Source organism: Chryseobacterium sp. SIMBA_038 (assembly GCF_046535115.1).
GTDB lineage: Bacteria > Bacteroidota > Bacteroidia > Flavobacteriales > Weeksellaceae > Chryseobacterium.
Genome location: NZ_JAWRXH010000001.1, coordinates 652,637 through 673,649 on the forward strand (window position 1 = coordinate 652,637; position 21,013 = coordinate 673,649).

Annotated in this window: 21 protein-coding genes and 1 other RNA gene; 7 read left to right on the top strand and 15 right to left on the bottom strand. The window is 33.6% G+C overall.

Features of this window, described 5'->3' with window-relative positions; all coding sequences use genetic code 11:
- Positions 1–15 precede the first annotated feature (15 nt).
- Positions 16–612 carry a DUF4199 domain-containing protein gene (locus SB689_RS02985; RefSeq protein ID WP_410690650.1) on the bottom strand — a complete coding sequence of 199 codons (597 nt, stop codon included), beginning with the start codon at positions 610–612 and terminating at the stop codon, positions 16–18.
- A 131-nt stretch (positions 613–743) separates the two neighbouring features.
- On the opposite strand from SB689_RS02985, the gene ffs reads away from it, so the two are divergent.
- An RNA gene (gene ffs, locus SB689_RS02990) (signal recognition particle sRNA small type) lies at positions 744–841 on the top strand.
- Positions 842–944: 103 nt separating this feature from the next.
- Here the strand turns inward: ffs and SB689_RS02995 are convergent.
- From SB689_RS02995 to gyrA, 5 genes are all read right to left on the bottom strand, one after another.
- Positions 945–1,631: a metal-dependent hydrolase gene (locus SB689_RS02995; RefSeq protein ID WP_410690651.1), complete on the bottom strand. Its 687-nt coding sequence runs from the start codon at positions 1,629–1,631 to the stop codon at positions 945–947.
- Between the two features lie 213 nt (positions 1,632–1,844).
- Complete coding sequence (gene menA, locus SB689_RS03000) at positions 1,845–2,774, bottom strand: 1,4-dihydroxy-2-naphthoate octaprenyltransferase (protein ID WP_410690652.1); 930 nt, start codon at positions 2,772–2,774, stop codon at positions 1,845–1,847.
- 72 nt (positions 2,775–2,846) lie between these two features.
- Positions 2,847–3,683: a 1,4-dihydroxy-2-naphthoyl-CoA synthase gene (locus SB689_RS03005; RefSeq protein WP_410690653.1), complete on the bottom strand. Its 837-nt coding sequence runs from the start codon at positions 3,681–3,683 to the stop codon at positions 2,847–2,849.
- Positions 3,684–4,207: 524 nt separating this feature from the next.
- Positions 4,208–5,239: a tetratricopeptide repeat protein gene (locus tag SB689_RS03010; RefSeq protein WP_410690654.1), complete on the bottom strand. Its 1,032-nt coding sequence runs from the start codon at positions 5,237–5,239 to the stop codon at positions 4,208–4,210.
- Positions 5,240–5,268: 29 nt separating this feature from the next.
- On the bottom strand, positions 5,269–7,857 hold the full coding sequence (gene gyrA / locus SB689_RS03015) for a DNA gyrase subunit A (protein ID WP_410690655.1): 2,589 nt from the start codon (positions 7,855–7,857) through the stop codon (positions 5,269–5,271).
- A 148-nt stretch (positions 7,858–8,005) separates the two neighbouring features.
- Between gyrA and SB689_RS03020 the strand changes: the two genes are divergently transcribed.
- Positions 8,006–8,320: a DUF4286 family protein gene (locus SB689_RS03020; RefSeq protein WP_410690657.1), complete on the top strand. Its 315-nt coding sequence runs from the start codon at positions 8,006–8,008 to the stop codon at positions 8,318–8,320.
- 153 nt (positions 8,321–8,473) lie between these two features.
- Here SB689_RS03020 and SB689_RS03025 read toward each other — a convergent pair whose 3' ends face one another.
- The 3 genes from SB689_RS03025 to SB689_RS03035 all read right to left on the bottom strand — a co-directional run bounded on the left by SB689_RS03025 (position 8,474) and on the right by SB689_RS03035 (position 9,902).
- Positions 8,474–8,770: a hypothetical protein gene (locus SB689_RS03025; protein ID WP_410690658.1), complete on the bottom strand. Its 297-nt coding sequence runs from the start codon at positions 8,768–8,770 to the stop codon at positions 8,474–8,476.
- 119 nt (positions 8,771–8,889) lie between these two features.
- The gene (locus SB689_RS03030) at positions 8,890–9,384 is read right to left on the bottom strand and encodes a GNAT family N-acetyltransferase (RefSeq protein ID WP_410690659.1); all 495 of its coding nucleotides are present in this window, start codon (positions 9,382–9,384) and stop codon (positions 8,890–8,892) included.
- 5 nt (positions 9,385–9,389) lie between these two features.
- A complete protein-coding gene (locus tag SB689_RS03035; RefSeq protein WP_410690660.1) occupies positions 9,390–9,902 on the bottom strand; it encodes a DUF421 domain-containing protein in 513 nt (170 codons plus the stop codon).
- Positions 9,903–10,026: 124 nt separating this feature from the next.
- Between SB689_RS03035 and SB689_RS03040 the strand changes: the two genes are divergently transcribed.
- Together SB689_RS03040 and SB689_RS03045 are read left to right on the top strand one after the other, a co-directional pair.
- Entirely contained in the window at positions 10,027–11,109 is a 1,083-nt protein-coding gene (locus SB689_RS03040) for an acyltransferase family protein (protein ID WP_410690661.1), read from the top strand.
- A 74-nt stretch (positions 11,110–11,183) separates the two neighbouring features.
- Complete coding sequence (locus SB689_RS03045) at positions 11,184–11,756, top strand: hypothetical protein (RefSeq protein ID WP_410690662.1); 573 nt, start codon at positions 11,184–11,186, stop codon at positions 11,754–11,756.
- 51 nt (positions 11,757–11,807) lie between these two features.
- Here SB689_RS03045 and SB689_RS03050 read toward each other — a convergent pair whose 3' ends face one another.
- From SB689_RS03050 to uvrA, 4 genes are all read right to left on the bottom strand, one after another.
- On the bottom strand, positions 11,808–11,942 hold the full coding sequence (locus tag SB689_RS03050) for a bacteriocin-like protein (RefSeq protein WP_082891208.1): 135 nt from the start codon (positions 11,940–11,942) through the stop codon (positions 11,808–11,810).
- 144 nt (positions 11,943–12,086) lie between these two features.
- Positions 12,087–12,482: a hypothetical protein gene (locus tag SB689_RS03055; protein ID WP_410690664.1), complete on the bottom strand. Its 396-nt coding sequence runs from the start codon at positions 12,480–12,482 to the stop codon at positions 12,087–12,089.
- Between the two features lie 229 nt (positions 12,483–12,711).
- Positions 12,712–13,311, bottom strand: coding sequence for a hypothetical protein (locus SB689_RS03060; protein ID WP_410690665.1), 600 nt, complete (start codon positions 13,309–13,311; stop codon positions 12,712–12,714).
- Positions 13,312–13,321: 10 nt separating this feature from the next.
- On the bottom strand, positions 13,322–16,153 hold the full coding sequence (uvrA, locus tag SB689_RS03065) for an excinuclease ABC subunit UvrA (protein ID WP_410690666.1): 2,832 nt from the start codon (positions 16,151–16,153) through the stop codon (positions 13,322–13,324).
- Positions 16,154–16,459: 306 nt separating this feature from the next.
- Here uvrA and SB689_RS03070 point away from each other — a divergent pair, with 306 nt between their 5' ends.
- From SB689_RS03070 to SB689_RS03080, 3 genes are all read left to right on the top strand, one after another.
- Positions 16,460–17,032 carry a Crp/Fnr family transcriptional regulator gene (locus SB689_RS03070; RefSeq protein WP_410690667.1) on the top strand — a complete coding sequence of 191 codons (573 nt, stop codon included), beginning with the start codon at positions 16,460–16,462 and terminating at the stop codon, positions 17,030–17,032.
- 295 nt (positions 17,033–17,327) lie between these two features.
- Positions 17,328–18,011, top strand: coding sequence for a type 1 glutamine amidotransferase domain-containing protein (locus SB689_RS03075; protein ID WP_410690668.1), 684 nt, complete (start codon positions 17,328–17,330; stop codon positions 18,009–18,011).
- 171 nt (positions 18,012–18,182) lie between these two features.
- Complete coding sequence (locus tag SB689_RS03080) at positions 18,183–18,482, top strand: putative quinol monooxygenase (RefSeq protein ID WP_410690669.1); 300 nt, start codon at positions 18,183–18,185, stop codon at positions 18,480–18,482.
- Between the two features lie 58 nt (positions 18,483–18,540).
- Here SB689_RS03080 and SB689_RS03085 read toward each other — a convergent pair whose 3' ends face one another.
- Complete coding sequence (locus tag SB689_RS03085) at positions 18,541–20,424, bottom strand: type VI secretion system baseplate subunit TssF (RefSeq protein ID WP_410690670.1); 1,884 nt, start codon at positions 20,422–20,424, stop codon at positions 18,541–18,543.
- 24 nt (positions 20,425–20,448) lie between these two features.
- A complete protein-coding gene (locus tag SB689_RS03090) occupies positions 20,449–20,889 on the bottom strand; it encodes a GPW/gp25 family protein (RefSeq protein WP_410690671.1) in 441 nt (146 codons plus the stop codon).
- Positions 20,890–21,013: the final 124 nt, after the last annotated feature.

Below are 21,013 nucleotides of genomic sequence, written 5' to 3' on the forward strand. Positions count from 1 at the left end.
TAATTTTAATAAAAATTATTCTTGATTTATTGGTTCCTCGTGAACACTTCTTGTTCTGAAAAATGCTCCGAAAAACAAAGACAAAACTACGTAAAATATAAGAATTGCCGCAAAATATCCTGAAAAATGACTTGCCGTAAGCATATCTTTTCCTTTCACAGCTTCCGGTGTAAAACTTGGAAGTCTTTCTTTATATTTTTGTTCTAATTCGTCAATATCTTTTTGATGCTTTAAAATCTTCTTGGCAGACAGATATTCTTTGTCCAATTCCGATTTTTGTCTTTGAACATATTGGTAATTTAACAACTTTTTTGCATCTGTATCAACAAAATTTAAGAACGAATATATGCTGAAAATTGAAAGAATCCCTCCAATAAACATCGGGATAAATGCTCTTTTAAAAGCTTGTCTGAAATTTAATCGGTGATCATTCCAATACACTTTTACTGACCAAAATGCAGCTCCGGCATATAAAACTGGTAAAACGAAAGCATTGGCTTTCAGCGAAATATCGAAATAATGTATTCCTGAAAAGAAGTAATATACTATGAAAAAAACGATCATAGTGGCTATAAAAAGTATAATTCCTATTGTAGTTGGACTTTTCGTCATGTTTAATTTTTTAGAAATTTTTTGAAAAATTATTAGTCTAAATTTCAGCAATTTAGCTTCAATAAAGGATTTTTCAGATTATTTTTCTTTGATTTTATTTTGAAGTTTATAAAATATTCCTACCTTTGCAACGGCAAGTCCTAAACAACCAGCTCCTGAGAACCCTCCAGGGTGGGAACGCAGCAAAGGTAATTGGTCGTAGCGGTGTGATTTAGGTAGCTTGCCATTTTTTTATTTTTAAGTTGAACAGAGGTAATTTTATAATTATCTTTTTTTGTCTCTATACGTTTCAACATTTCAATCTTCATTTTCAAATTACCTTTTATCTTTACTTAAAATTCGAACTCCTCTCCTAGTTTAGGCAAAACAAGTTCTACATTTTTATCTGCAAAATGCTTTAATGCACTTTCGTGATTAATTTCAATTGCAGGGAAAGTATCGAAATGACATCCGATAACCTTTGGAGTTTTCAATAATTCTGCTGCTGCGAAAGCTGCTTTTCTTGGACACATTGTGTAGTGACTTCCGATTGGTAAGATTGACAGATCGATGTTTCCGAAAAGTCTCGGGAATAATTCCATATCAGCCATTACGCCTGTATCTCCTGCCATATAAAGGTTTTTACCTTCTGGTAATCTGAAAATATATCCTACAGGAACACCTCCATAGCTTCCATCAGGGAAAGAACTCGTGTGATGAGCCGTTACCATAGAGATTTTAAGATCGTCGATTTTTGCAGATCCTCCTAAGTTTACATCGTCTTTATTTTTAGCTGTTTTGAAATACGCACAAACTTCCGGAACTCCGATTATCGTAGCATCAGGATGAAATTGTAAAACTTCTTCCACGTCCGCAATATGATCTCCGTGTGCGTGAGTTAATAAGATATAATCAATTTTTTGAGCTGAAATATCAAACCCCGATTCTACTTTTTTGTAGTTGTAGAAAGGGTCACTCAAAATAGTTTTGTCTTTATAATTGAACAAAAAACAGTTTTGTCCTAAGTATTGTATTTTCATTTCTAATTTATTTTTGAATTTTTATTTAAACTTTAAACACAAATAACACTAATTTCTTCACAAATAACACAATTAAAATATTAGTGAAAATTTGTGTAAATATTGGTGTTATTTGTGTTTTTTATTTAAACGCAAAGGGCGCTAAGATTTTTTTTTATAAACTAAATGTTTTTAAGTTCGCAAAGGCGTTAACACTTAGCAAAGATTAGACGTTTATTTAAAGAAATTAAGTCCAATTGCTGTAAGAACAGCCATTGTAAACGTAAGAATTCCAACTTGTTTTAAGAATGGATCTAATTCTTTAGGTTCTTTTACAGCCATGATTTTTCTTCTCAGTTTCGCAAACGGAATTAATAATATCATCACGATGAAAACGTAATAATTTTGATTCTGAATGAAGCCATTTAATCCTAAAAATATCATAATTAAGATTAAAGGAAGCTGTAGTAAAATCATCTCATAAATCATTGCATTTTTGAAGCCAATTCTTAATGCAAAGCTATTTTTTCCTGATAACCTGTCGCTTTCTATATCCCTCATATTGTTAAGGTTAAGAACTGCCATACTCATCATTCCGACTGCTGTTCCAGGCAATAACATATCCCAGCTGAACGATTTTGTAAACAGAAAATAACTTCCGCAAACTGAAACTAAACCAAAAAAGATAAATACGAAAAGATCTCCCAATCCCATATATCCGTAAGGTTTTTTACCAACTGTGTAGCCAATTGCCGCTAAAATACTCGCTACTCCTAATCCTATGAAAATGTAAAACTCATTCATATATTTTGGAATGAAAGCAATGTATAAAAGTGCAATCGTTGCTACAAAAGATAAAACTGAGAAAAGAATCACCGCATTTTTCATTTGTTTTGCCGTAATTCTTCCTGAAGCTACTGCTCTCGATTCTGCTTCTGTTGCTCTTTTTGCATCCGTTCCTTTTACTCCATCGCCATAATCATTGGCGTAGTTTGAAAGTACCTGATACAGCAAAGTCACGACAAGTGCCAAAGCAAAAATTTTCCAGTCCCAAATTCCACCTTCGCCATAAAGCCTCCATTTTGCAATGAAAGCTCCCATGATAATTCCGCTTAAAGAAAGCGGTAATGTTCTTAGCCTTGCGGCTTTTATCCAATCCGACATAATTTATAAGTAATGTGTAATTGGTAATAAGTAATGCCAATATTGCTCATTACTTATTACCAATTGTTTATGTTAAGATATCCATTGATCTTTTCCGAAGTCTGGTTTTCTTTTTTCTAAGAATGCGTTTCTTCCTTCTTTTGCCTCTTCGGTCATGTACGCTAAACGGGTTGCTTCGCCTGCAAAAACCTGCTGACCAACCATTCCGTCGTCTGTTAAGTTCATCGCGAATTTCAGCATTCTGATAGAAGTTGGAGATTTAGCTAAAATTTCCTGAGCCCATTCGTAAGCAGTATCTTCTAATTCGTCGTGAGGAATTACAGTATTTACCATTCCCATTTCCAACGCTTCCTGAGCAGAGTAATTTCTACCTAAAAAGAAAATTTCACGAGCTTTTTTCTGTCCAACCATTTTTGCTAAATAAGCAGAACCGTAACCACCGTCAAAACTTGTAACATCAGCATCCGTCTGCTTGAAAATAGCATGTTCTTTACTCGCTAAAGTAAGGTCACAAACCACGTGAAGTGAATGTCCGCCACCCACAGCCCATCCCGGAACAACCGCGATAACAACTTTAGGCATAAAACGGATCAAACGCTGAACTTCCAAAATATTTAAACGATGCCTGCCGTCTTCACCAACATAACCCTGATGTCCTCTAGCTTTTTGATCTCCTCCACTACAGAAAGCCCAACCTCCATCTTTAGGACTTGGTCCTTCACCCGTAAGCAAAACAACGCCTATTGACGAATCTTCTGAAGCGTCATAAAAAGCATCATATAATTCGGAAGTAGTTTTTGGACGAAAAGCATTTCGAAGCTCCGGTCTATTGAAGGCAATTCTTGCTACACCATTACATTTTTTATAGGTAATATCTTCGTATTCTTTGACGGTTTTCCACTCGATCATCTTGTAAAAATTTTTCCCAAAGATACGGAATTACAGAGAATTTTAACATTGATTTTTGATGATAATCATTGGAAAGTTTATGAGAATTTTTGGATGAAAATTTATCTTTTAAAGTATTTTGGATGAAATTAGTTTTAATGCAAAGAACACTAAGTTTTCTTTAAAATATTGGGGATATTTTTCGTTCGCAAAGGCTTTTACTCAGCAAAGAAAAAAGATGTCTTAAAAGATAGATTTCTCCTTCTTCGAAATGATAGAAATTGTGTTGATTTTTTCTCCCACGGATTTCACAGATTTACACGGATGATTATGTTTATTTATGTGTTTTAAGTTTTGGCTAAAGCCGAATTGAATGTTTCTATTGAAAACGGGCTAAAGCCCATTCCTATTGATCTGATTTAATTGGAAAAAAGAGATTGTTCACTATTCTTTTTCTTAGGTATATGTAAATGATACGAAAAATTTTCATAAAAAAACCGAAACAAAATTGTTTCGGTTTGATTTCTGCCTTTAAGGTTGAATTATTATTTTGCTTTAGCATTAAGTTCAGCTTCTTTAGCTTTCATTTCAGCAGCTTTAGCTTGGTTTTTTGTGATGTTATAAATGTCTTTCAATGTAGAAACAGCATTTAAATCATTTGGTGTTGCCTGATACCATTTTTCTGCAGATGGTATCGCTTTTTCAAATCTAGCTTTTCTTGCTTCAATTAATTTAGTAGCATCATCCGGTTTCGATTTTCTAAGAGCATTAATTTCTTCTACAGCTTTAGAATCATCTCCAATCGTTATTAAAACTAAGTTTTGGTATGCATTTGAAAAATCAGGCTTAAGCTCAATTGCTTTTTTGAATGAAGCTTCTGCATCAGCCGTTGTAGCAGGATCTTTAGACTGTAAAACTCCTAAATTATACCAGTTTGTAGCATCGTTAGGATTTTTAGCCAATTGTTCTTTCAAATTCGCCAAGAACTTATCATTATTACCTGATTGGTAATATGCTGTTCCCTGATATTCTTTCAACTTAGCATTATTAGGATATTTAGCCAATCCTTTTTCAATAATAGCTACCGCTTCGTCATTTTTTTTAGCATTTAAAAGTAGTGTTGACAAAGTTTCATACAAATCCGGTTCTACACTTTTAGTCTGCTCAGTTTTGAAATCAGAATAATCTTTTGAAGAGGTTTTTTTCAATAAATCCCAAGTACTTTTATCGTAAGTAGTAACTTGTCCTGATTTATTATCTTTTGCAGTATATGTTGTTTGAACACCAGTATACCCTGAATTAATAAGTTCTGTATAGATCTTAATTGCTTCATCACTGTTGTTTGCCAAAGCATAGCTTAATCCAGCATAATACATATACGTTTTATCGTCCTGACCATTCGTTTTCAATAAGTTATAAACTTCTAAAAACTTAGGAGCCGCAACGGTATAGTTTTTCGCACTGTATGCATCCATAGCTGCTTTGTTAGCAACCTGTAGCTTAGCATTTGCATCTTCTTTTTGTCCGAAAACTAAAGCTGATGCTACGATAGCCATACCTAAAATTAGTTTCTTCATAATCACTATTTTATATTAATTGTACAATTTTATTCTTCAGAATCAGAGCTCTCTGTTTCCCCGGTTGTAGGATTTTCATTTTCAACCTGAGGTGCTGTATTGTCTTCTTGGTTATCAGCTACAATTTCACTTCCTTCTTGAATTTCTTCAGAATCTTCTTCTACATCTTTATCCATCGCTACTTTTGCAATGGCTGCGATTTCGTCATTTTTCTTAAGATTAATCATTCTTACCCCTTGAGTATTTCTACCCATTACTCTCATTTCATCCATATTCATACGGATCGCAACACCTGATTTATTGATAATCATCAATCCATCGTCGTCTGTTACGTTTTGAATAGCAATCAGATTTCCTGTTTTTTCAGTAATATTTAAGGTAATAACTCCTTTTCCTCCTCTGTTGGTAATTCTGTAATCTTCTACTGCAGTTCTCTTTCCGTATCCTTTTTCAGAGACTACAAGAACCGTTTCATTTTCTCCATCGTTCACAACAATCATACCAATAACCTCATCGCTATCTTCCATCGTGATACCACGAACTCCGATAGATCCTCTACCAACTTCTCTTACTTTTTCCTCAGGGAAACGGATACATTTACCATTTTTAGTAGCGATCATAATCTGAGAAGTTCCGTTTGTTAAATATGCACTTAACAACTGATCATTTTCTCTAATTTCGATAGCGTTGATACCATTTACTCTCGGTCTTGAATAAGCTTCAAGAGAAGTTTTCTTGATCGTACCGTTTTTAGTGATCATTACAACGCTCATTTGATTAATGTAATCTACATCTTTCAAATCGTTGGTTCTGATATATGCTTTGATCTTATCGTCCGGTTCGATGTTAATTAAGTTTTGGACTGCTCTACCTTTAGCGGTTTTAGACCCTTCAGGAATTTCGAACACTCTTAACCAATAACATTTACCTTTTTCAGTAAAGAACAACATGTATTGGTGATTGGTCGCAGAAACGATATACTCCAAGAAATCTGAATCTCTTGTTGTAGCTGCTTTGTTTCCTACACCACCTCTACTTTGAATTTTATATTCTGAAAGCAATGTTCTCTTCACATAACCTGCGTGAGAAATCGTAAGAACTACCGCTTCGTTCGGAATAATATCTTCAATAGACATTTCTCCTCCTGAATAATCGATTTCAGTTCTTCTTTCATCTCCATATTTTTCTTTAACCTCAGCTAATTCATCCTTAATGATTTGGAATCTTCTAGGTTCATTTGCCAAGATGTCTTCTAAATCTGCAATTTCTTTCATGATTGCATCGTACTCATCACGGATCTTATCAAGTTCCATTCCCGTTAAACGAGCTAAACGAAGATCAAGAATTGCCTGAGCCTGGATATCAGAAAGTTCAAACTCCTGAATCAATCCTTCTTTTGCACCTTGAGGGTTTGCACTGTGACGGATGATAGCAATCGCTTTATCCAACGAATCCTGAGTTCCGATCACCTTCATGAATCCTTCTAAGATATGAGCTCTTTCTTTCGCTTTTTTAAGCTCATACTGAGTTCTTCTTACAATGACAATATGTCTGTGCTCAACGAAGTGATGAATGATATCTTTTAAGTTCAATTGTTCCGGTCTACCATGTACCAAAGCAATATTATTAACACTAAAAGATGTTTGAAGTGACGTATATTTATATAATAAGTTCAGAACAACATTTGGAATTGCATCATTTTTCAATTCATAAACGATACGAAGACCGTTTCTGTCTGACTCATCTCTAATTTCGTAGATTCCTACAATCTTATCGTCTTTTACCAATTCGGCTGTTCTGGCAATCATTTCAGCCTTATTAACCTGGAAAGGAATTTCAGTAACGATAATTGCATTTCTGTTATGTACTTCTTCAAAGCTTACTTTAGCTCTAAGAACTACTCTACCTCTACCTGTATGGAAAGCATCTCTTACACCATCATAACCATAGATAATCCCTCCTGTTGGGAAATCGGGAGCTATGATGTGTTGCATTAATTCGTCAATCGTAATATCTCTATTGTCGATATATGCACCAATAGCATTTACAGCCTCAGATAAGTTGTGAGGAGCCATGTTTGTTGCCATACCCACTGCAATACCTGAAGTTCCGTTAACCAAAAGGTTAGGGATTTTTGTAGGCATAACTGTAGGTTCAGTTAAACTATCATCGAAGTTATTCTGGAAATCAACAGTTTCTTTATCTAAATCTGAAAGAATATCATCAGAGATTTTTTTCAATCTTGCTTCCGTATAACGCATTGCTGCAGGCGGGTCACCATCCATTGAACCAAAGTTACCCTGACCATCAACCTGAGGATAACGTAAACTCCATGGCTGAGCCATTCTTACCATTGCATCGTATACTGAAGAGTCTCCGTGCGGGTGATATTTACCTAAAACATCCCCAACAATTCTCGCAGATTTCAAATATTTTCTATTAGAAAAAACCCCTAATCCATACATACCATACAGCACTCTTCTATGAACGGGTTTCAAGCCATCTCTTACATCAGGTAACGCTCTTGACACGATAACCGACATCGAATAATCGATATAAGATGACTTCATTTCATCAACAATGTTGATAGGAATCAGTCTTTCTCCTTCTTTTTGCATAAACAAATTTTATTATAATGATATTCAGACCATTAGCTGTGAGTCTGAAAATTATCTATTTTGATTTTTTATTAACGTGCTAATTTACGAAAAATTTGTCGATTTTTGCCCTAGAATTTACCAACAAAATCTTAAAAATTCATAAAATATGAGCGTATTAAGTATAACTTTCCACTGCACAAAAGATAATATCGAAAAATGGGAAAATTATATGGATGAAACATTGGTTTTAATGACTGAAAACCTACTGGATGTAGATAAATATATCCTTTCTGAAGTACATAGCGATTATATCGAAGACGGAAAAAATTACAACCTCCTTTTGATGTTCGATAATGATGATGTCCGAAATGATTTTATGGAAAGTGAGCTTTTAAATATCACTGAAATCGTTGAAAATAAATTTGGACAGGAAGTAATGATCTTTAATACTTTTTTAAATCCGAAAAAATCTAGATTTTAATTTTAAAAATTGAAATTAATATTAGGTTTTGGCTAAAGCCATTTTGAAGATGATTTTTCGTTTTAAACGGGCTAAAGCCCGTTCCTATTGATACAATTATTGTTTTAAATTAAACATAAAACAAAAGCACTGAAATTATCAGTGCTTTTTTATTTATAATCTTACAACAACTACCGGTCTAGACGGTGCATAATGTCTTCTGTATTCTCTGTGATGAGAATATCTATGAGGTCTTACCGGTCTGTAATAATGTCTGGGTTTATAATAATGTCTTGCAGGTCTGTGATGCCTGTAAGCAACAGGTCTGTAATGCGGTCTCGGCCCGTGATAATAATGTTTCGATGGTCCGTGTCCACGGTGATGACGTCCTTTTTGTAGGGGTGATGCTTGATAATAAGCAAAAGAAAAAATCAGTAAGAAAAATCCTACTATTTTAGTTAGCATTTTCATAAATCAACTATTTTCAAATTACGATATGAAAACTTGCAAGTCTGATGCCAATAACGCTTTATTATTTGATTCTATATAAATTTTAAGAAACTTTATAATTTTATCGACTTAAACCTAATCTAAGAAATTATTTCGCTTCTTCTTTCATACGAGATAAGATCTTTCCACTCGCCGTTTAATTTTGCGATTTTTTTATGGAGACCAACGTTTTTGAAACCGTTTTTTTGATGAAATCTGATCGACGCTTCATTTTCGGGGAAGATATTAGCCTGTAAAGTCCAGAATCCGTGGTTTTCGCTGTCCAAAATCATCTTTTTAAGCAAAACTGAACCTAAACCTAGTCCCTGATATTTATTGTCCAAATAAATACTCACATCTGCAACGCCTTTAAAACATTCTCTTTTACTTACATGTTTTAAGGCACACCAACCAACTACTTCATTATTTTCGTTTTCCAAAACCCATCTGCAGTCGTTAAAAAACTCTGTATTCCAGACTTCTCTGTTGGGAACTTCTGTTTCAAAAGTAGCCATCCCTCCATCTATTCCCTGCTTGTAGATCTTCAGTACCTTGGGTTCGTCATCGGGAAGCATTTCTCGTATCTCGTAATTCATTGTATTTAATGATATTTTCTTTTGTTTTTTCTTTTAATTCTGGAATAGTGCGTCTGCTTATCTTTTTCATCTTCTGAAATTACGCTGATATTTCCGTCAACTTCAAGAATAGATAATTTTACATTTTTAATTCCGTCAACACCGTGTTCGCGGACGGCTTCTTCAAGTTCATCTATGGTTATTTTAACATCATCTAAAGCTTTTTCATCTACTTTACCGTCCTTCACCAAAATTACAGGATCTGCTTCCATAAAACTTTTGAAAGATTTGTTGGCAAACATTAATCTTTTTACAATAAAATTAGCCGCAAAAAGAACCAAAGCTGCAATTAATCCTCCCTGCAAAGAAGTATCCTGCCCTACCATCGCATTCTGAACCGCATTGGAAATCAGCAATAACAAAACCACATCTCCAGCATTAAGTTGAGAAAGCTGATTTTTACCAAATAACCGAATAGCTACCATCATGAAAAGGTAAACACAAAGCGAGCGGACAACTACATCTAGAATGGGATTCACAAGAATTTATTTATAGTATCAAATGTATTGATTTTTATGATTTGCTGTGATAATAATTTCAAGTTTAAAGGAATTACTTTAGTTTTAAATATAAACATTAAATTTGCCGTCAATCAGGTCATAGATGATGAAACATTTAAAGGGATTAGATACATTAAGAGCATTAGCCGCGACAATTGTGGTGGTGGATCATGTGGAAATCATCAAAAAAGACAACGGGATTCATAATTTTATTGATAGCCCTACCCTAATCTATCCTGACGGTCATCTTTCTGTAATCCTTTTCTTTGTTATCAGCGGTTTTCTTATCACTTATTTGTTATTAGCAGAACAGGAAAAAAGTGGTGGTATAGATCTCAAAAACTTCTACATGAGGCGGGTTTTAAGGATTTGGCCTTTGTATTATTTGGTTTTATTTCTGTCTTATATTATTTTCAGTCCGGATTATTCTTTGAGCAGAATTTTATTGCCATTATTTATATTTCCCAATGTAGCTTATGCGCTTAAGGAAACATGGGATGTTAGCCCGCAAATATGGTCGATAGGCGTTGAAGAACAGTTTTATATTGTCTGGCCGTTACTTTTCATCTTTATTTCAAAAAGGAAAAAGGCTTTACATTATATTATTTCATTAATTGCATTTTTTACGCTTCTACCTTTTGGTCTAAAGTTTATTAATCAAATTTTTTTTAAAAGTGAAGAAATTTACAGTCTGATCAGTCGATTTTTTTATGGAACAAAATTCAATTGTTTAGGACTTGGAACTTTGATTGGTTTCTTATTTTTTAGAAATAAAGAATACATTAATAAAATCTTGTTTAAATATAATTTCTTAACCATAATCTTAACCTTACTGCCCTTTATTTTATGGTTTTTTAAATTTGGAACTAATCATTTGAATGATGAAATGTATGCCGTGCTTTTTGCTTTTTCAATTTATAATCTTGTTCAGCATCCCAACATAAATATTGATAATAAGGTTACAAGATTTTTAGGGAAAATATCTTACGGAATATACCTTTATCACTGGATCATTGTTATTTTATTGGTGAAATACATTCCGAAAATAGATAATAGTTTTTTATATAATACTGTATTATATTCTACCATCTTATCTAGCACGATCTTTATCTCATGGATATCTTTTATAACCTATGAAAAATTTTTCTTAAACCTTAAAAAGAAATATGAAGTAGTAAATAGATAAAGTACTTTGTATATGATTGTTGGCATAAGTTTTGAAATTCTTTTTTCGAAAAAATTAAAGAAAACACACAAATTATGAAGCAATTATTTTTTTACCTAAGTATTTTTCTACTGTTAACAAGCTGTATAAAAAACGAGCCCAAACCCAAGGCATTGGGAGCTGATGCCGAGATCACTCAGAAAGTAAAAACCTTGTATTCCACTTATGGAAAGTCGAGTGATGCAATTTATAACAAGCCCATTCCCAAAGACCTATTCTCGCCTGAGCTTGAAAAAACTTTTCAGGAAGCAATAAACACTTCAAAATCTGATATTGAGAAAGTAAAAAAGAGTGATCATCCTACAGATAAGCCTTTATTAATGGAAGGATCGATGTTTACAAGTCTTTATGAAGGATATACGACTTACAAAATAAAGTCAATTCAATTAATGGAAAGCACAAAACCTTTGGGTATGGCTGCTGATGTTACCATTGATTTTGAAAACTCACAAGTTTCTCCAAAAATTACCTGGAGTGACACCGTACATTTAATAAACGCCCTTGACAGCGGATGGAAAGTTGATAATATTACTTTTTCGGAAAAGTTTGGAGGAAAAAATGATTTACAATCTAATTTAAAGAGTTTTATTTCTCAAGCGAAAAAATAGATTAAATTTTCAACATAAAAAAACTGCTTAATTTAAGCAGTTTTTTGTTTTTTAAGGACATTGAGCAATTGGAACCTCGCTGCATACTGTCTGATTCAATCTTTCACAGTACACGCAATACTTTTTTGGTTGCCCTCCGTACACTGATTTTAGTTCTTCTTTGTTAAGTTTCTTTAAATTTTTCATATCGTTTTAATTTTGTTGGTTAAAGTTAAAACGAAATTCATACTCGATTATTACAATTTTATATTTAAAATTTTCAGGATTTTCATTAAAAAAATAAACCACACAGAATCTGTATGGCTTATTTAAAAAAGATCTTTTATTAATCTATCTATCAATTTCTAATGTTACAGGCATTACATAGGTATATGCTGTCATATTTTCATTTAATTTTTTACCACTTATTTTAAGATTGGTTAAAACGTTTTCAATTTCTTTACTTACATTTTTACAATCTCCTGTTGAATGAACGTTCATGATTTTTCCGTTTTCTGAAACTTCAAATTTCACTTCCGAATTTACAATTCCTTGCTTATATTCATAATTTGTGAAGTCGAAATTATCAATCAGTTCGCTTCTAACTTCACTTAGCATATCACTTTTATTTAATTGAATCTCCTGAATTACATTACTATTTGTATTTTGTGCCTTCGCTGTGTTCATTACAGATATAGATCCGCAAACTAAAAAGGAAGCAATAAATATTTGAATTTTATTTTTCATAACTCTTTGGTTTTAAATATTATATTAAACTTATTTTGTATCTCTTGACCAAAGGTATTAAAAATAATTAATACTAAATTCACATGCTGTTAACATTGGGTTAACATTGAAATATAAAATACTGATTATCAGTTAAATAAAATTTTTAAATAATTGAAAATTTAACATTGGGAGTTAATAAAGAGCATAAAAAAGGCTAAACTTGATTAGTTTAGCCCTTATTTTAAAATTATAAACCTTCTATAATCCTCTTACTATCAATTTCATCTAAAATAAATTTTGCATCACTTTCATTAATGTATTTATTTTCATAGAGCCAATGAATTCTAGAAATTTGTACATGAGCAGGAATTAAATTATCTACTTTATAATAGGTTTTTAAATAATACTCTTTCTTGCATTCTTTAATTCTTAGAATAAAAGAATCAACCTCTTCCATTTCTTTCTTCGCATAAGAAAAAATAATAGGCTTTGAAGCTGTAAGACTTTTAGAATTTTCCTTTCTGAATTCATTATTACATATACCACCTACAATCAAAGTAGGAAACAATGCAATTACAAAAACGATCATGCCTATTGAATAGGAAAGTTGATAACTATCATTAATAAAGATAGTTAACAATATCGAATTAAATACCATAGAAATGACTATTCCAATTAATACAAAATCTTTCTTTTTTCTAAATACAGTTTCATCATCCTGAATATCAGAAAAATAGACCTTATATTCATTTATTTCTTTTGCAAAATTATTTTTTATAAAAACTCCGTCTTCCTGAATTTCAAAATACTTTGAGTTTCTTCCATCTTTTTGTGCTAATGTGTCCATGTATTAAGATTTACTCCAACTCCCTCTTCAAAAACTTCCCTGTTAAGCTTTTCTTAGACTTCACAATTTCCTCGGGAGTTCCTTTGGCTACAATTTCACCTCCGTATTTTCCTCCTTCTGGGCCAACGTCAATAATATGGTCTGCTAATTTTATCACATCCATATTATGTTCAATAATAATGAATGAATTTCCTAGTTCTACCAATTGGTTGATTGCTTCCATCAGAATTTTCACGTCTTCAAAATGAAGTCCGGTTGTTGGCTCATCGAGAATGTATAATGTATTTCCGGTTTGTCTTTTTGCTAATTCTGTCGCTAACTTGATACGTTGAGCTTCTCCACCGGAAAGAGTTGTCGATTGTTGTCCTAATGTAATATATCCTAAACCAACATCCTGTAAAGTTTTAACCTTAGCAAAAATCTTAGGAATCGGCTGGAAGAAATCTACCGCTTCATCAATCGTCATATCTAACACATCGGAAATAGATTTTCCTTTGTAACGAACTTCCAATGTTTCTCTGTTGAAACGTTTTCCGTTACAGGTTTCGCAATGAACATAAACATCAGGCAGGAAATTCATTTCAATAACTTTCAAACCTCCACCCTGACAGGTTTCGCATCTTCCGCCTTTTACGTTGAAAGAAAATCTTCCCGGCTTGTAACCACGGATTTTACTTTCTGGCAATTCTGCAAAAAGATTTCTGATGTCTGTAAACATTCCTGTGTAGGTTGCAGGATTTGAACGAGGAGTTCTTCCGATCGGAGTTTGATCTACATCTACAATTTTATCGATGTTGTCAAGACCTTCAATTTTCTTGTATGGTAAAGGTTCCTGAACTGCTCTGTAAAAATGTTTGTTAAGGATCGGATACAAAGTTCCGTTAATCAGGGAAGATTTTCCGCTTCCTGAAATTCCTGTCACAACTACCAATTTTCCTAACGGAATATCAAGGTTAACATTTTTAAGGTTGTTTCCTGTAGCTCCTTTTAAAACTATATTTTTTCCATTCCCAGCTCTTCTTTCGCTAGGAACTTCAATTTTTCTTTTTCCTGTAATATAGTCGGCTGTTATTGTATCAGCTTTCAATAAATCTTTTGGTTTTCCCTGCCAAAGAATCTCGCCACCGAATTTTCCAGCTCTTGGACCAATGTCTAAAACCTCATCGGCTTCAAGAATCATATCTTTGTCGTGTTCAACAACCAAAACAGAGTTTCCAATGTCTCTAAGATTTTTTAATGAATTAATTAATCTTTCGTTGTCTCTCTGGTGTAGTCCGATACTTGGTTCATCTAAAATATATAAGACATTCACTAACTGAGAACCAATTTGAGTTGCCAGACGAATTCTTTGAGATTCTCCCCCAGAAAGCGTTTTTGAACTTCTGCTCAAACTTAAATAATCCAAACCAACATCCAATAAGAATTGAAGTCTGGTTTCGATTTCCTTTAAAATTTCGTGAGCGATGATTTTATGTTTTTCGGAAAACTTATCTTTAATATCAGCTAACCAGTCTTTCAGGTCGGCTAAACTTAATCCGTTAACCTCAGCAATATTTTTTCCATCAATTTTAAAACTTAGACTTCCAGGTTGAAGACGAGCCCCATTACATGATGGACAAGTTTCTTCTGTTGTGAAATGCCTTTCCAGTAAAATCGCTTCGTAAGATTCTCTTTCATCGATCATTTCTTCCATAAAAGGAATCAGACCGTCAAAACTAATCTTTATCTTCTTAGCAATTCCTGCATATTTCAGATCTTTATTGAATTCTTTATGACAACCATTATATATATAGTCTAATGCTTCCTCAGGAATATCTTTAAATGGAGTCGTTAAACCAAGTCCGAAGATCTCAAGAATACTTTTGATCTGTGACAAGATCCATTTATTAGATTTAATATCTTCCAAAGGCAGTAAACCTCCCTGATTGATCGATAATTTATTATTTTCAACAAAATAATCAGTGTTGATTTTTTTGATTGTTCCTAAACCTTTACAATCCGGACAGCTTCCTTTCGGCGAGTTGAATGAAAAAGTATTAGGCTCTGGTAACGCTAATGAATGTCCTGTTTCCGCATCCATTAAGTTTTTTGAGAAATATTCAATTTCCGTACTTCCCAACTTCTGAATCCCGATCAGCCCTTCTCCCATTTCCGTTGCTGTACGTAATGATTTTTCCATTCTGCTTTCGGAAGCACTTTCGCCGATGATCCAACGGTCGATTACGATATCGATGTCGTGGGTTTTGTAACGGTCAAGTTTTAAATCATATTCAATATCCTGTAATTCTCCATCAATTCTTGCCTGTCCGTATCCTTTTTTAGCCATCTGAACAAAAAGTTCGTGGTAATGACCTTTTCTGGAACGCACAACTGGCGCCATCAACATCAATTTCTCTCCTTTATAATTTTGTTTGATCGTATCTAAAATTTGATCTTCGGTATAGCTTACCAATTTCTTGCCTGTAGATAATGAATAAGCATCGGAAACTCTCGCATACAAAAGACGAAGGTAATCGTACAATTCTGTAACGGTTCCTACAGTTGAACGCGGATTTTTGTTGGTTGTTTTCTGCTCAATGGCAATTACGGGCGAAAGTCCTTCAATTTTATCTACATCAGGACGCTCCAAACCTCCCAAAAACTGACGGGCATACGCTGAAAATGTTTCAATATAACGACGCTGACCTTCAGCAAAAATCGTGTCAAAAGCTAATGAAGATTTTCCACTTCCGGATAGTCCGGTAATTACGACTAATTCATTACGAGGAATTTTGACATTAATGTTTTTAAGATTATGCTCTCGTGCACCGTAAACTTCTATATATTCTTTTGATTTACTCATAATTTGATGTGATCTTACCTGAAAATCACGCTGTGCAAAATTACGGAATTTTATGGAATTTTTTGTGTTAAAAAATGTTAGTTTATTAACTGTAAAATAGATAAAATCTTTTGTTTTCAAGTAAGACTTTTAGCTTAATTATAGTTTTATCATTAAGATCCTTCGACTCCGCTCAGGATGACACTGGCAAATTATCCTTCATAAAATAAACAGTTAATATTATACTGTCACGCTGAGCGGAGTCGAAGCGTCTCTTTTATTCTTAATAAAAAATTTAATTAAATTTACATTCATTAATCCAAAACCATGAACAGGCTACGAGAACATATCGAGGAAATAACCCCAGTTACAGACGAAGAGTTTGATTATATTAAAACATTTTTCACTCTAAAAAAAGTCCGTAAAAATCAATTCCTAATTCATGAAGGGGATGAAGTGAAATTTGAATTTCTTGCCTTAGACGGAATTTTCAAAGTTTTCTATATAGATGAAGATGGAAAAGAACATATTCTACAGTTTGCGAAAAAAAATTGGTGGATGACAGATTATATAGGATTTTTTAAACAAAATAATGCCACCATGTTTGTAGAATGCCTAAAAGATGGTGAAGTTGCGTTTCTTACTTTAGAAGGAAGAGAAAAATTAGCTTCAGAATTTCATAAAATGGAACATTTCTTCAGAGTAAAATTAACAAACGGTTACATCGCTTTACAACAGAGAATAACTCTTTTACTATCAAGCACACCTCAACAACGATATGAAGAGTTCTCAAAATTATATCCTGACCTCATCTCACAGATCCCTAAAAAATACATTGCAGAATATTTGGGAGTAAGCAGGGAAACATTAAGTAGATTATATTCTAGTAATAATAAATAAAATTTTATTTAACCACAAAAGAGACAAAAGATTAGCACTTTAGTGATTTTAAGTTCATCATTAAGCTGCAAACAAGAACACATAAGTTTTAATAGCAAATAAAGGCTTTTGTCCCTTTTGTGGTTAAAATTATATCGTTTAAACCAACTTATTACTAAGTGTGATTTCGATCACACTTTTTTTGTGACTTTGCTCCTTCTGTTAAGGCATTGGATCGGCATAAATTTGCTATAGAAATTAAAACAATTTCAAAAAAATCAATCCAATTATTTAATTAACAAAAAAATTTTAAGTCATGAAATCAAAAATCTTAATCATTGTTTCTAATGCCAACACCATCGGAACCAATAACAGAAGAACAGGTACATTTTTATCTGAAGTAGCACATCCTTACGCAGAATTTGAAAAAGCAGATTATCAAATTGATTTTGCAAGCTTTACCGGTGAATCACCATTTTTAGATGCTTTAAATTTAGCTGACGATCCTGATAATTTAAAATTCTTAACAGGTAAAGGCTGGGAAGACATGCATAAAGCTGCAAAATTATCTACGGTAGATGTAAATAATTATGATGCTATTTTCATTCCCGGAGGTCTGGCTCCAATGGTAGATATGCCGGAAAATTCTGAACTTAAAAAAGTAATTGCCGAAACTTACGAACATGGTGCAGTTGTTGGCGCAGTTTGTCATGGTCCCGTATCTTTATTAAATGTAAAATTAAGCGACGGCTCTTATCTCGTAAACGGAAAAAACATTGCATCTTTTACAACAGAAGAAGAAGATAATTACGCAAGAGAAGATGTTCCTTTTGATCTTCAGACTGCATTGACAAAACAAGGTGCTATTTTTCATGCTGCCGAAGCTTGGTCTGCCAACAGTATTACGGATGGAAATATTGTAACCGGACAAAATCCTGCCTCTGCAAAAGGTGTGGGTGAAAAGATTGTGGCAATTTTAGAATCTAAAAAAGTATTTTAACCACAAAAGTTACAAAAGCCATTAGAATAAATTAATCATTAAAAAATCAAAGATTTTTAAAACTTATGTGTTCTTATTTGTAGTTTAATGATGAACTTAAAATACTTAAAGTGCTAATCTCTTGTCTCTTTTGTGGTTAAAACAAAATATTAAATATTAAATCTAAAGAAAATGAATCAGAAAGCTGTTTATGTTTACGCCAAATGGCAAGTGAAAGAAGGAAAATTGGATCTTGTACTGCAAATTATGAAAGAAGCTTCGCAAAAAAGCAGTCAGGAAGAAGGAAATTTGTTTTATAAATTACATCAAAGCAAATCAGACGAAAATACTTTGATCTTATTTGAAGGATATAAAGATGAATCTGCTGTAGAAATTCACCGTAATTCTGAACATTATAAAAGTTTGGTAGCAGAGCAAATTATCCCTTTGCTTGAAAATAGAGAAGTCATTCTTATGGATCAGCTTTTTTAATGATTCTTTAAAAATAAAAATTCCGGAGAACTATTGAGCTTCCGGAATTTTTTTTATTTTAATTTTCAAAAAAATCTACATCTTCGTTGCTGATCTTTACAACGTACTCAATTCCGTCGATTGCTTTTGATATAATTTGATTTCTGAGAATGTTGGCCATATTTTCCCAATAAGCTCTTCCGTAGAAAGAATAATTTTGGGGAATAATTTCAACCTCAACGGTTCGTACGAACCCTTCTTTTGGTCTGTTGCTGATCATGGTTCCACGTTTTACTCGCACGTCTTTTACTTCGTCTTTCAGAACCATTCTGCAATAGTTTTTAACGTCCTCCAGAGAAATGATCTTATCTCTTGTTGTCAAAGCGTATTTATAAGCCTGAATACTATCTGTGCCTTTTTGCTCTTCAGATCCGCCGATACTTTCCGTAAGAAGTACCAACGACTGCGATTTTAACTGATTGGAAAGTTCCGTTCCCGGACGCATGTGATTGGCCAACGTACAATGAGTTACCCAAAATGAGGCGTATGTATGATCTGTTTTTTCTACAGGTTCCATGATCACATAATTTAGCTCTTGCTTAATGCTTCTTTTCGCATTATTCACTTTCTGAACCATTGATTTCATTTTATCGGACATTTCGCTCAACACGCCTTTCACGTTATCTCTGTTTAAAAGTGAAAACGCTGCGATCTCATCTCTTGTCAGTTCCAACACGTTTGCGATCATATCGACTGCATTTCTGTTGGTAAAACGTTCCATTCCGCCTTTTCGGACGGTGTATAAACCTTTCTTTAAATCATCTGCAGGAGTGAAAGGAATTTCCGTATATCTTCTTCCTTCTCCGTCCTGAACTTCATCAACGTAAAGGAAATGCTCGCCCTCATCCGTTACCAAAGGAATATTATTTCCCATGATATCCAGACTGTATTCTGTTTTTTTCCAAGCTCTGTTGTAAATCGGGAAAGCATTTAATACAAAAGAAAAATTATCTAAAATCTCCGCAGAAAACTGTGGCGGAAACTCAAAAGTCAGCCATAAATAACGTTTTCCTTCAATATGTTTTGAAATTTCATCTTTTTCTTCAAGGAAATCCAGATTTTGTGGAAGTTTTCCGGGTTCCGAAAAAAGACTGTCCGAAGTTCCTGTGATCTCAATGAATTTATGATGGTAAATGCTTTTGATATCTTCAATCGTTTTTGTTCTGATCGACTGTTCACGGAACATCTGCTCATACCCTTCCGGCTGACTGTTTTTCAGATACGATAAACCTTCTCTCACAAACAAAGGATTTCCATTGCTGGTAACCGTGATGTAAGGCAACAGTTTGTAAACAAAATCCAAATGCTCGAAAGCTGGATTCGAACAAAAAATGCTTAAATATTTAGGAAAATTTTCGCTTGCATATTTGCTGACGTTAATTCCGATTGTTACTTTTCTGTAATCTTCCGGTTTTCCCTGAAATCTTGAGATTGGAATTTTATTTAATCGATCATCAATACTGTAGCAGGTATTTCCTACAAACATGATTGATGTCTGAGCTTTATTGATTCTCACATTCCCGATCGGTGTAAAAGGAATATTCACCTGTTTGTCCGACTCCGATTTCACCGTGGAAGTCATCTGCTTTTTGAAGAAAAATTCTGTATGCTCCAACAAAACCTCCGAAGATTCGTAAGGCTGTGTAAAGGCAACGGCGTGCGAAGGAATCGGGTGAGTATAGATGGACGGCGTCAATAATTTCGCCAACTTTTCTAAAATTCTGGCGTTTACCGTCTGTATTTCGTTGTTTGCCTTAAAAACTTCTGTACTGAACGCATCGATCAGTAATTTAACGAAAGGATCCAATGACTGCGGACTTTTTAATCCCCAAACTTTGGTTGCGTTCTGAAGCATTCTTGCTTTTACAGATTCTTTGGAATAAATATTCTGGTCTAAATTCATAAATTCTAATTACAATAAAAATATTTAGTCGATAGACATCGGGCTCAAAAATAATTCTGTAGAAAAGCTGAAACGCTCTCCCGACTCCTCCATTTTTGCATTGATGGCGATTTTTACTTTCTTTTTGATTTCCGTGTGTTCTTTCGTGTCGTAGTTGTGTTCTACAATTTGTATGTGCGCATCGATTTGCGGCTGAACGATTCTGGGTTCGTATTCCTGTATTTGTCTTTTGAGACTTTTGATAAAAATATTTTCCCAGACGGCACTTGTAACTCCATTATCGAATTCCAGATTCCAAACGTCGTTTCCGTAATTTTCATCATATCTGTTTTCGCCCTTTTTGGTGGTTATCAGCAACATGATGTTGTGGGCAATACTTTCACCCATGTCGCAGGTGTCGATACTCCCTCCCTCCGTCATTAATGTTGATGGAACAAAAGGCATTCTATAATTTGGTGTGTCCATGATTCAGCTTTATTTTTTACGTCATAGTCTTGTTTACTTGAAACGAAATACCAAATTAAACATTTTTCACGAAATAGAGTATTGTAATATTTTAAAATTGCTGTTTAAAATTCTTTCTGGGTTG

Coding starts and splice junctions, on each gene's coding strand:
- SB689_RS03055 (WP_410690664.1), bottom strand. CDS start 12,482: ATGAAAAATAAAATTCAAATATTTATTGCTTCCTTTTTAGTTTGCGGA.
- SB689_RS03075 (WP_410690668.1), top strand. CDS start 17,328: ATGAAATCAAAAATCTTAATCATTGTTTCTAATGCCAACACCATCGGA.
- SB689_RS03060 (WP_410690665.1), bottom strand. CDS start 13,311: ATGGACACATTAGCACAAAAAGATGGAAGAAACTCAAAGTATTTTGAA.
- SB689_RS03080 (WP_410690669.1), top strand. CDS start 18,183: ATGAATCAGAAAGCTGTTTATGTTTACGCCAAATGGCAAGTGAAAGAA.
- SB689_RS03050 (WP_082891208.1), bottom strand. CDS start 11,942: ATGAAAAATTTAAAGAAACTTAACAAAGAAGAACTAAAATCAGTGTAC.
- gyrA (WP_410690655.1), bottom strand. CDS start 7,857: ATGCAAAAAGAAGGAGAAAGACTGATTCCTATCAACATTGTTGATGAA.
- SB689_RS03030 (WP_410690659.1), bottom strand. CDS start 9,384: ATGAATTACGAGATACGAGAAATGCTTCCCGATGACGAACCCAAGGTA.
- SB689_RS03020 (WP_410690657.1), top strand. CDS start 8,006: ATGAGCGTATTAAGTATAACTTTCCACTGCACAAAAGATAATATCGAA.
- SB689_RS03090 (WP_410690671.1), bottom strand. CDS start 20,889: ATGGACACACCAAATTATAGAATGCCTTTTGTTCCATCAACATTAATG.
- SB689_RS03045 (WP_410690662.1), top strand. CDS start 11,184: ATGAAGCAATTATTTTTTTACCTAAGTATTTTTCTACTGTTAACAAGC.
- uvrA (WP_410690666.1), bottom strand. CDS start 16,153: ATGAGTAAATCAAAAGAATATATAGAAGTTTACGGTGCACGAGAGCAT.
- SB689_RS03085 (WP_410690670.1), bottom strand. CDS start 20,424: ATGAATTTAGACCAGAATATTTATTCCAAAGAATCTGTAAAAGCAAGA.
- SB689_RS03005 (WP_410690653.1), bottom strand. CDS start 3,683: ATGATCGAGTGGAAAACCGTCAAAGAATACGAAGATATTACCTATAAA.
- SB689_RS02995 (WP_410690651.1), bottom strand. CDS start 1,631: ATGAAAATACAATACTTAGGACAAAACTGTTTTTTGTTCAATTATAAA.
- SB689_RS02985 (WP_410690650.1), bottom strand. CDS start 612: ATGACGAAAAGTCCAACTACAATAGGAATTATACTTTTTATAGCCACT.
- SB689_RS03010 (WP_410690654.1), bottom strand. CDS start 5,239: ATGAAGAAACTAATTTTAGGTATGGCTATCGTAGCATCAGCTTTAGTT.
- SB689_RS03040 (WP_410690661.1), top strand. CDS start 10,027: ATGATGAAACATTTAAAGGGATTAGATACATTAAGAGCATTAGCCGCG.
- SB689_RS03070 (WP_410690667.1), top strand. CDS start 16,460: ATGAACAGGCTACGAGAACATATCGAGGAAATAACCCCAGTTACAGAC.
- SB689_RS03025 (WP_410690658.1), bottom strand. CDS start 8,770: ATGAAAATGCTAACTAAAATAGTAGGATTTTTCTTACTGATTTTTTCT.
- menA (WP_410690652.1), bottom strand. CDS start 2,774: ATGTCGGATTGGATAAAAGCCGCAAGGCTAAGAACATTACCGCTTTCT.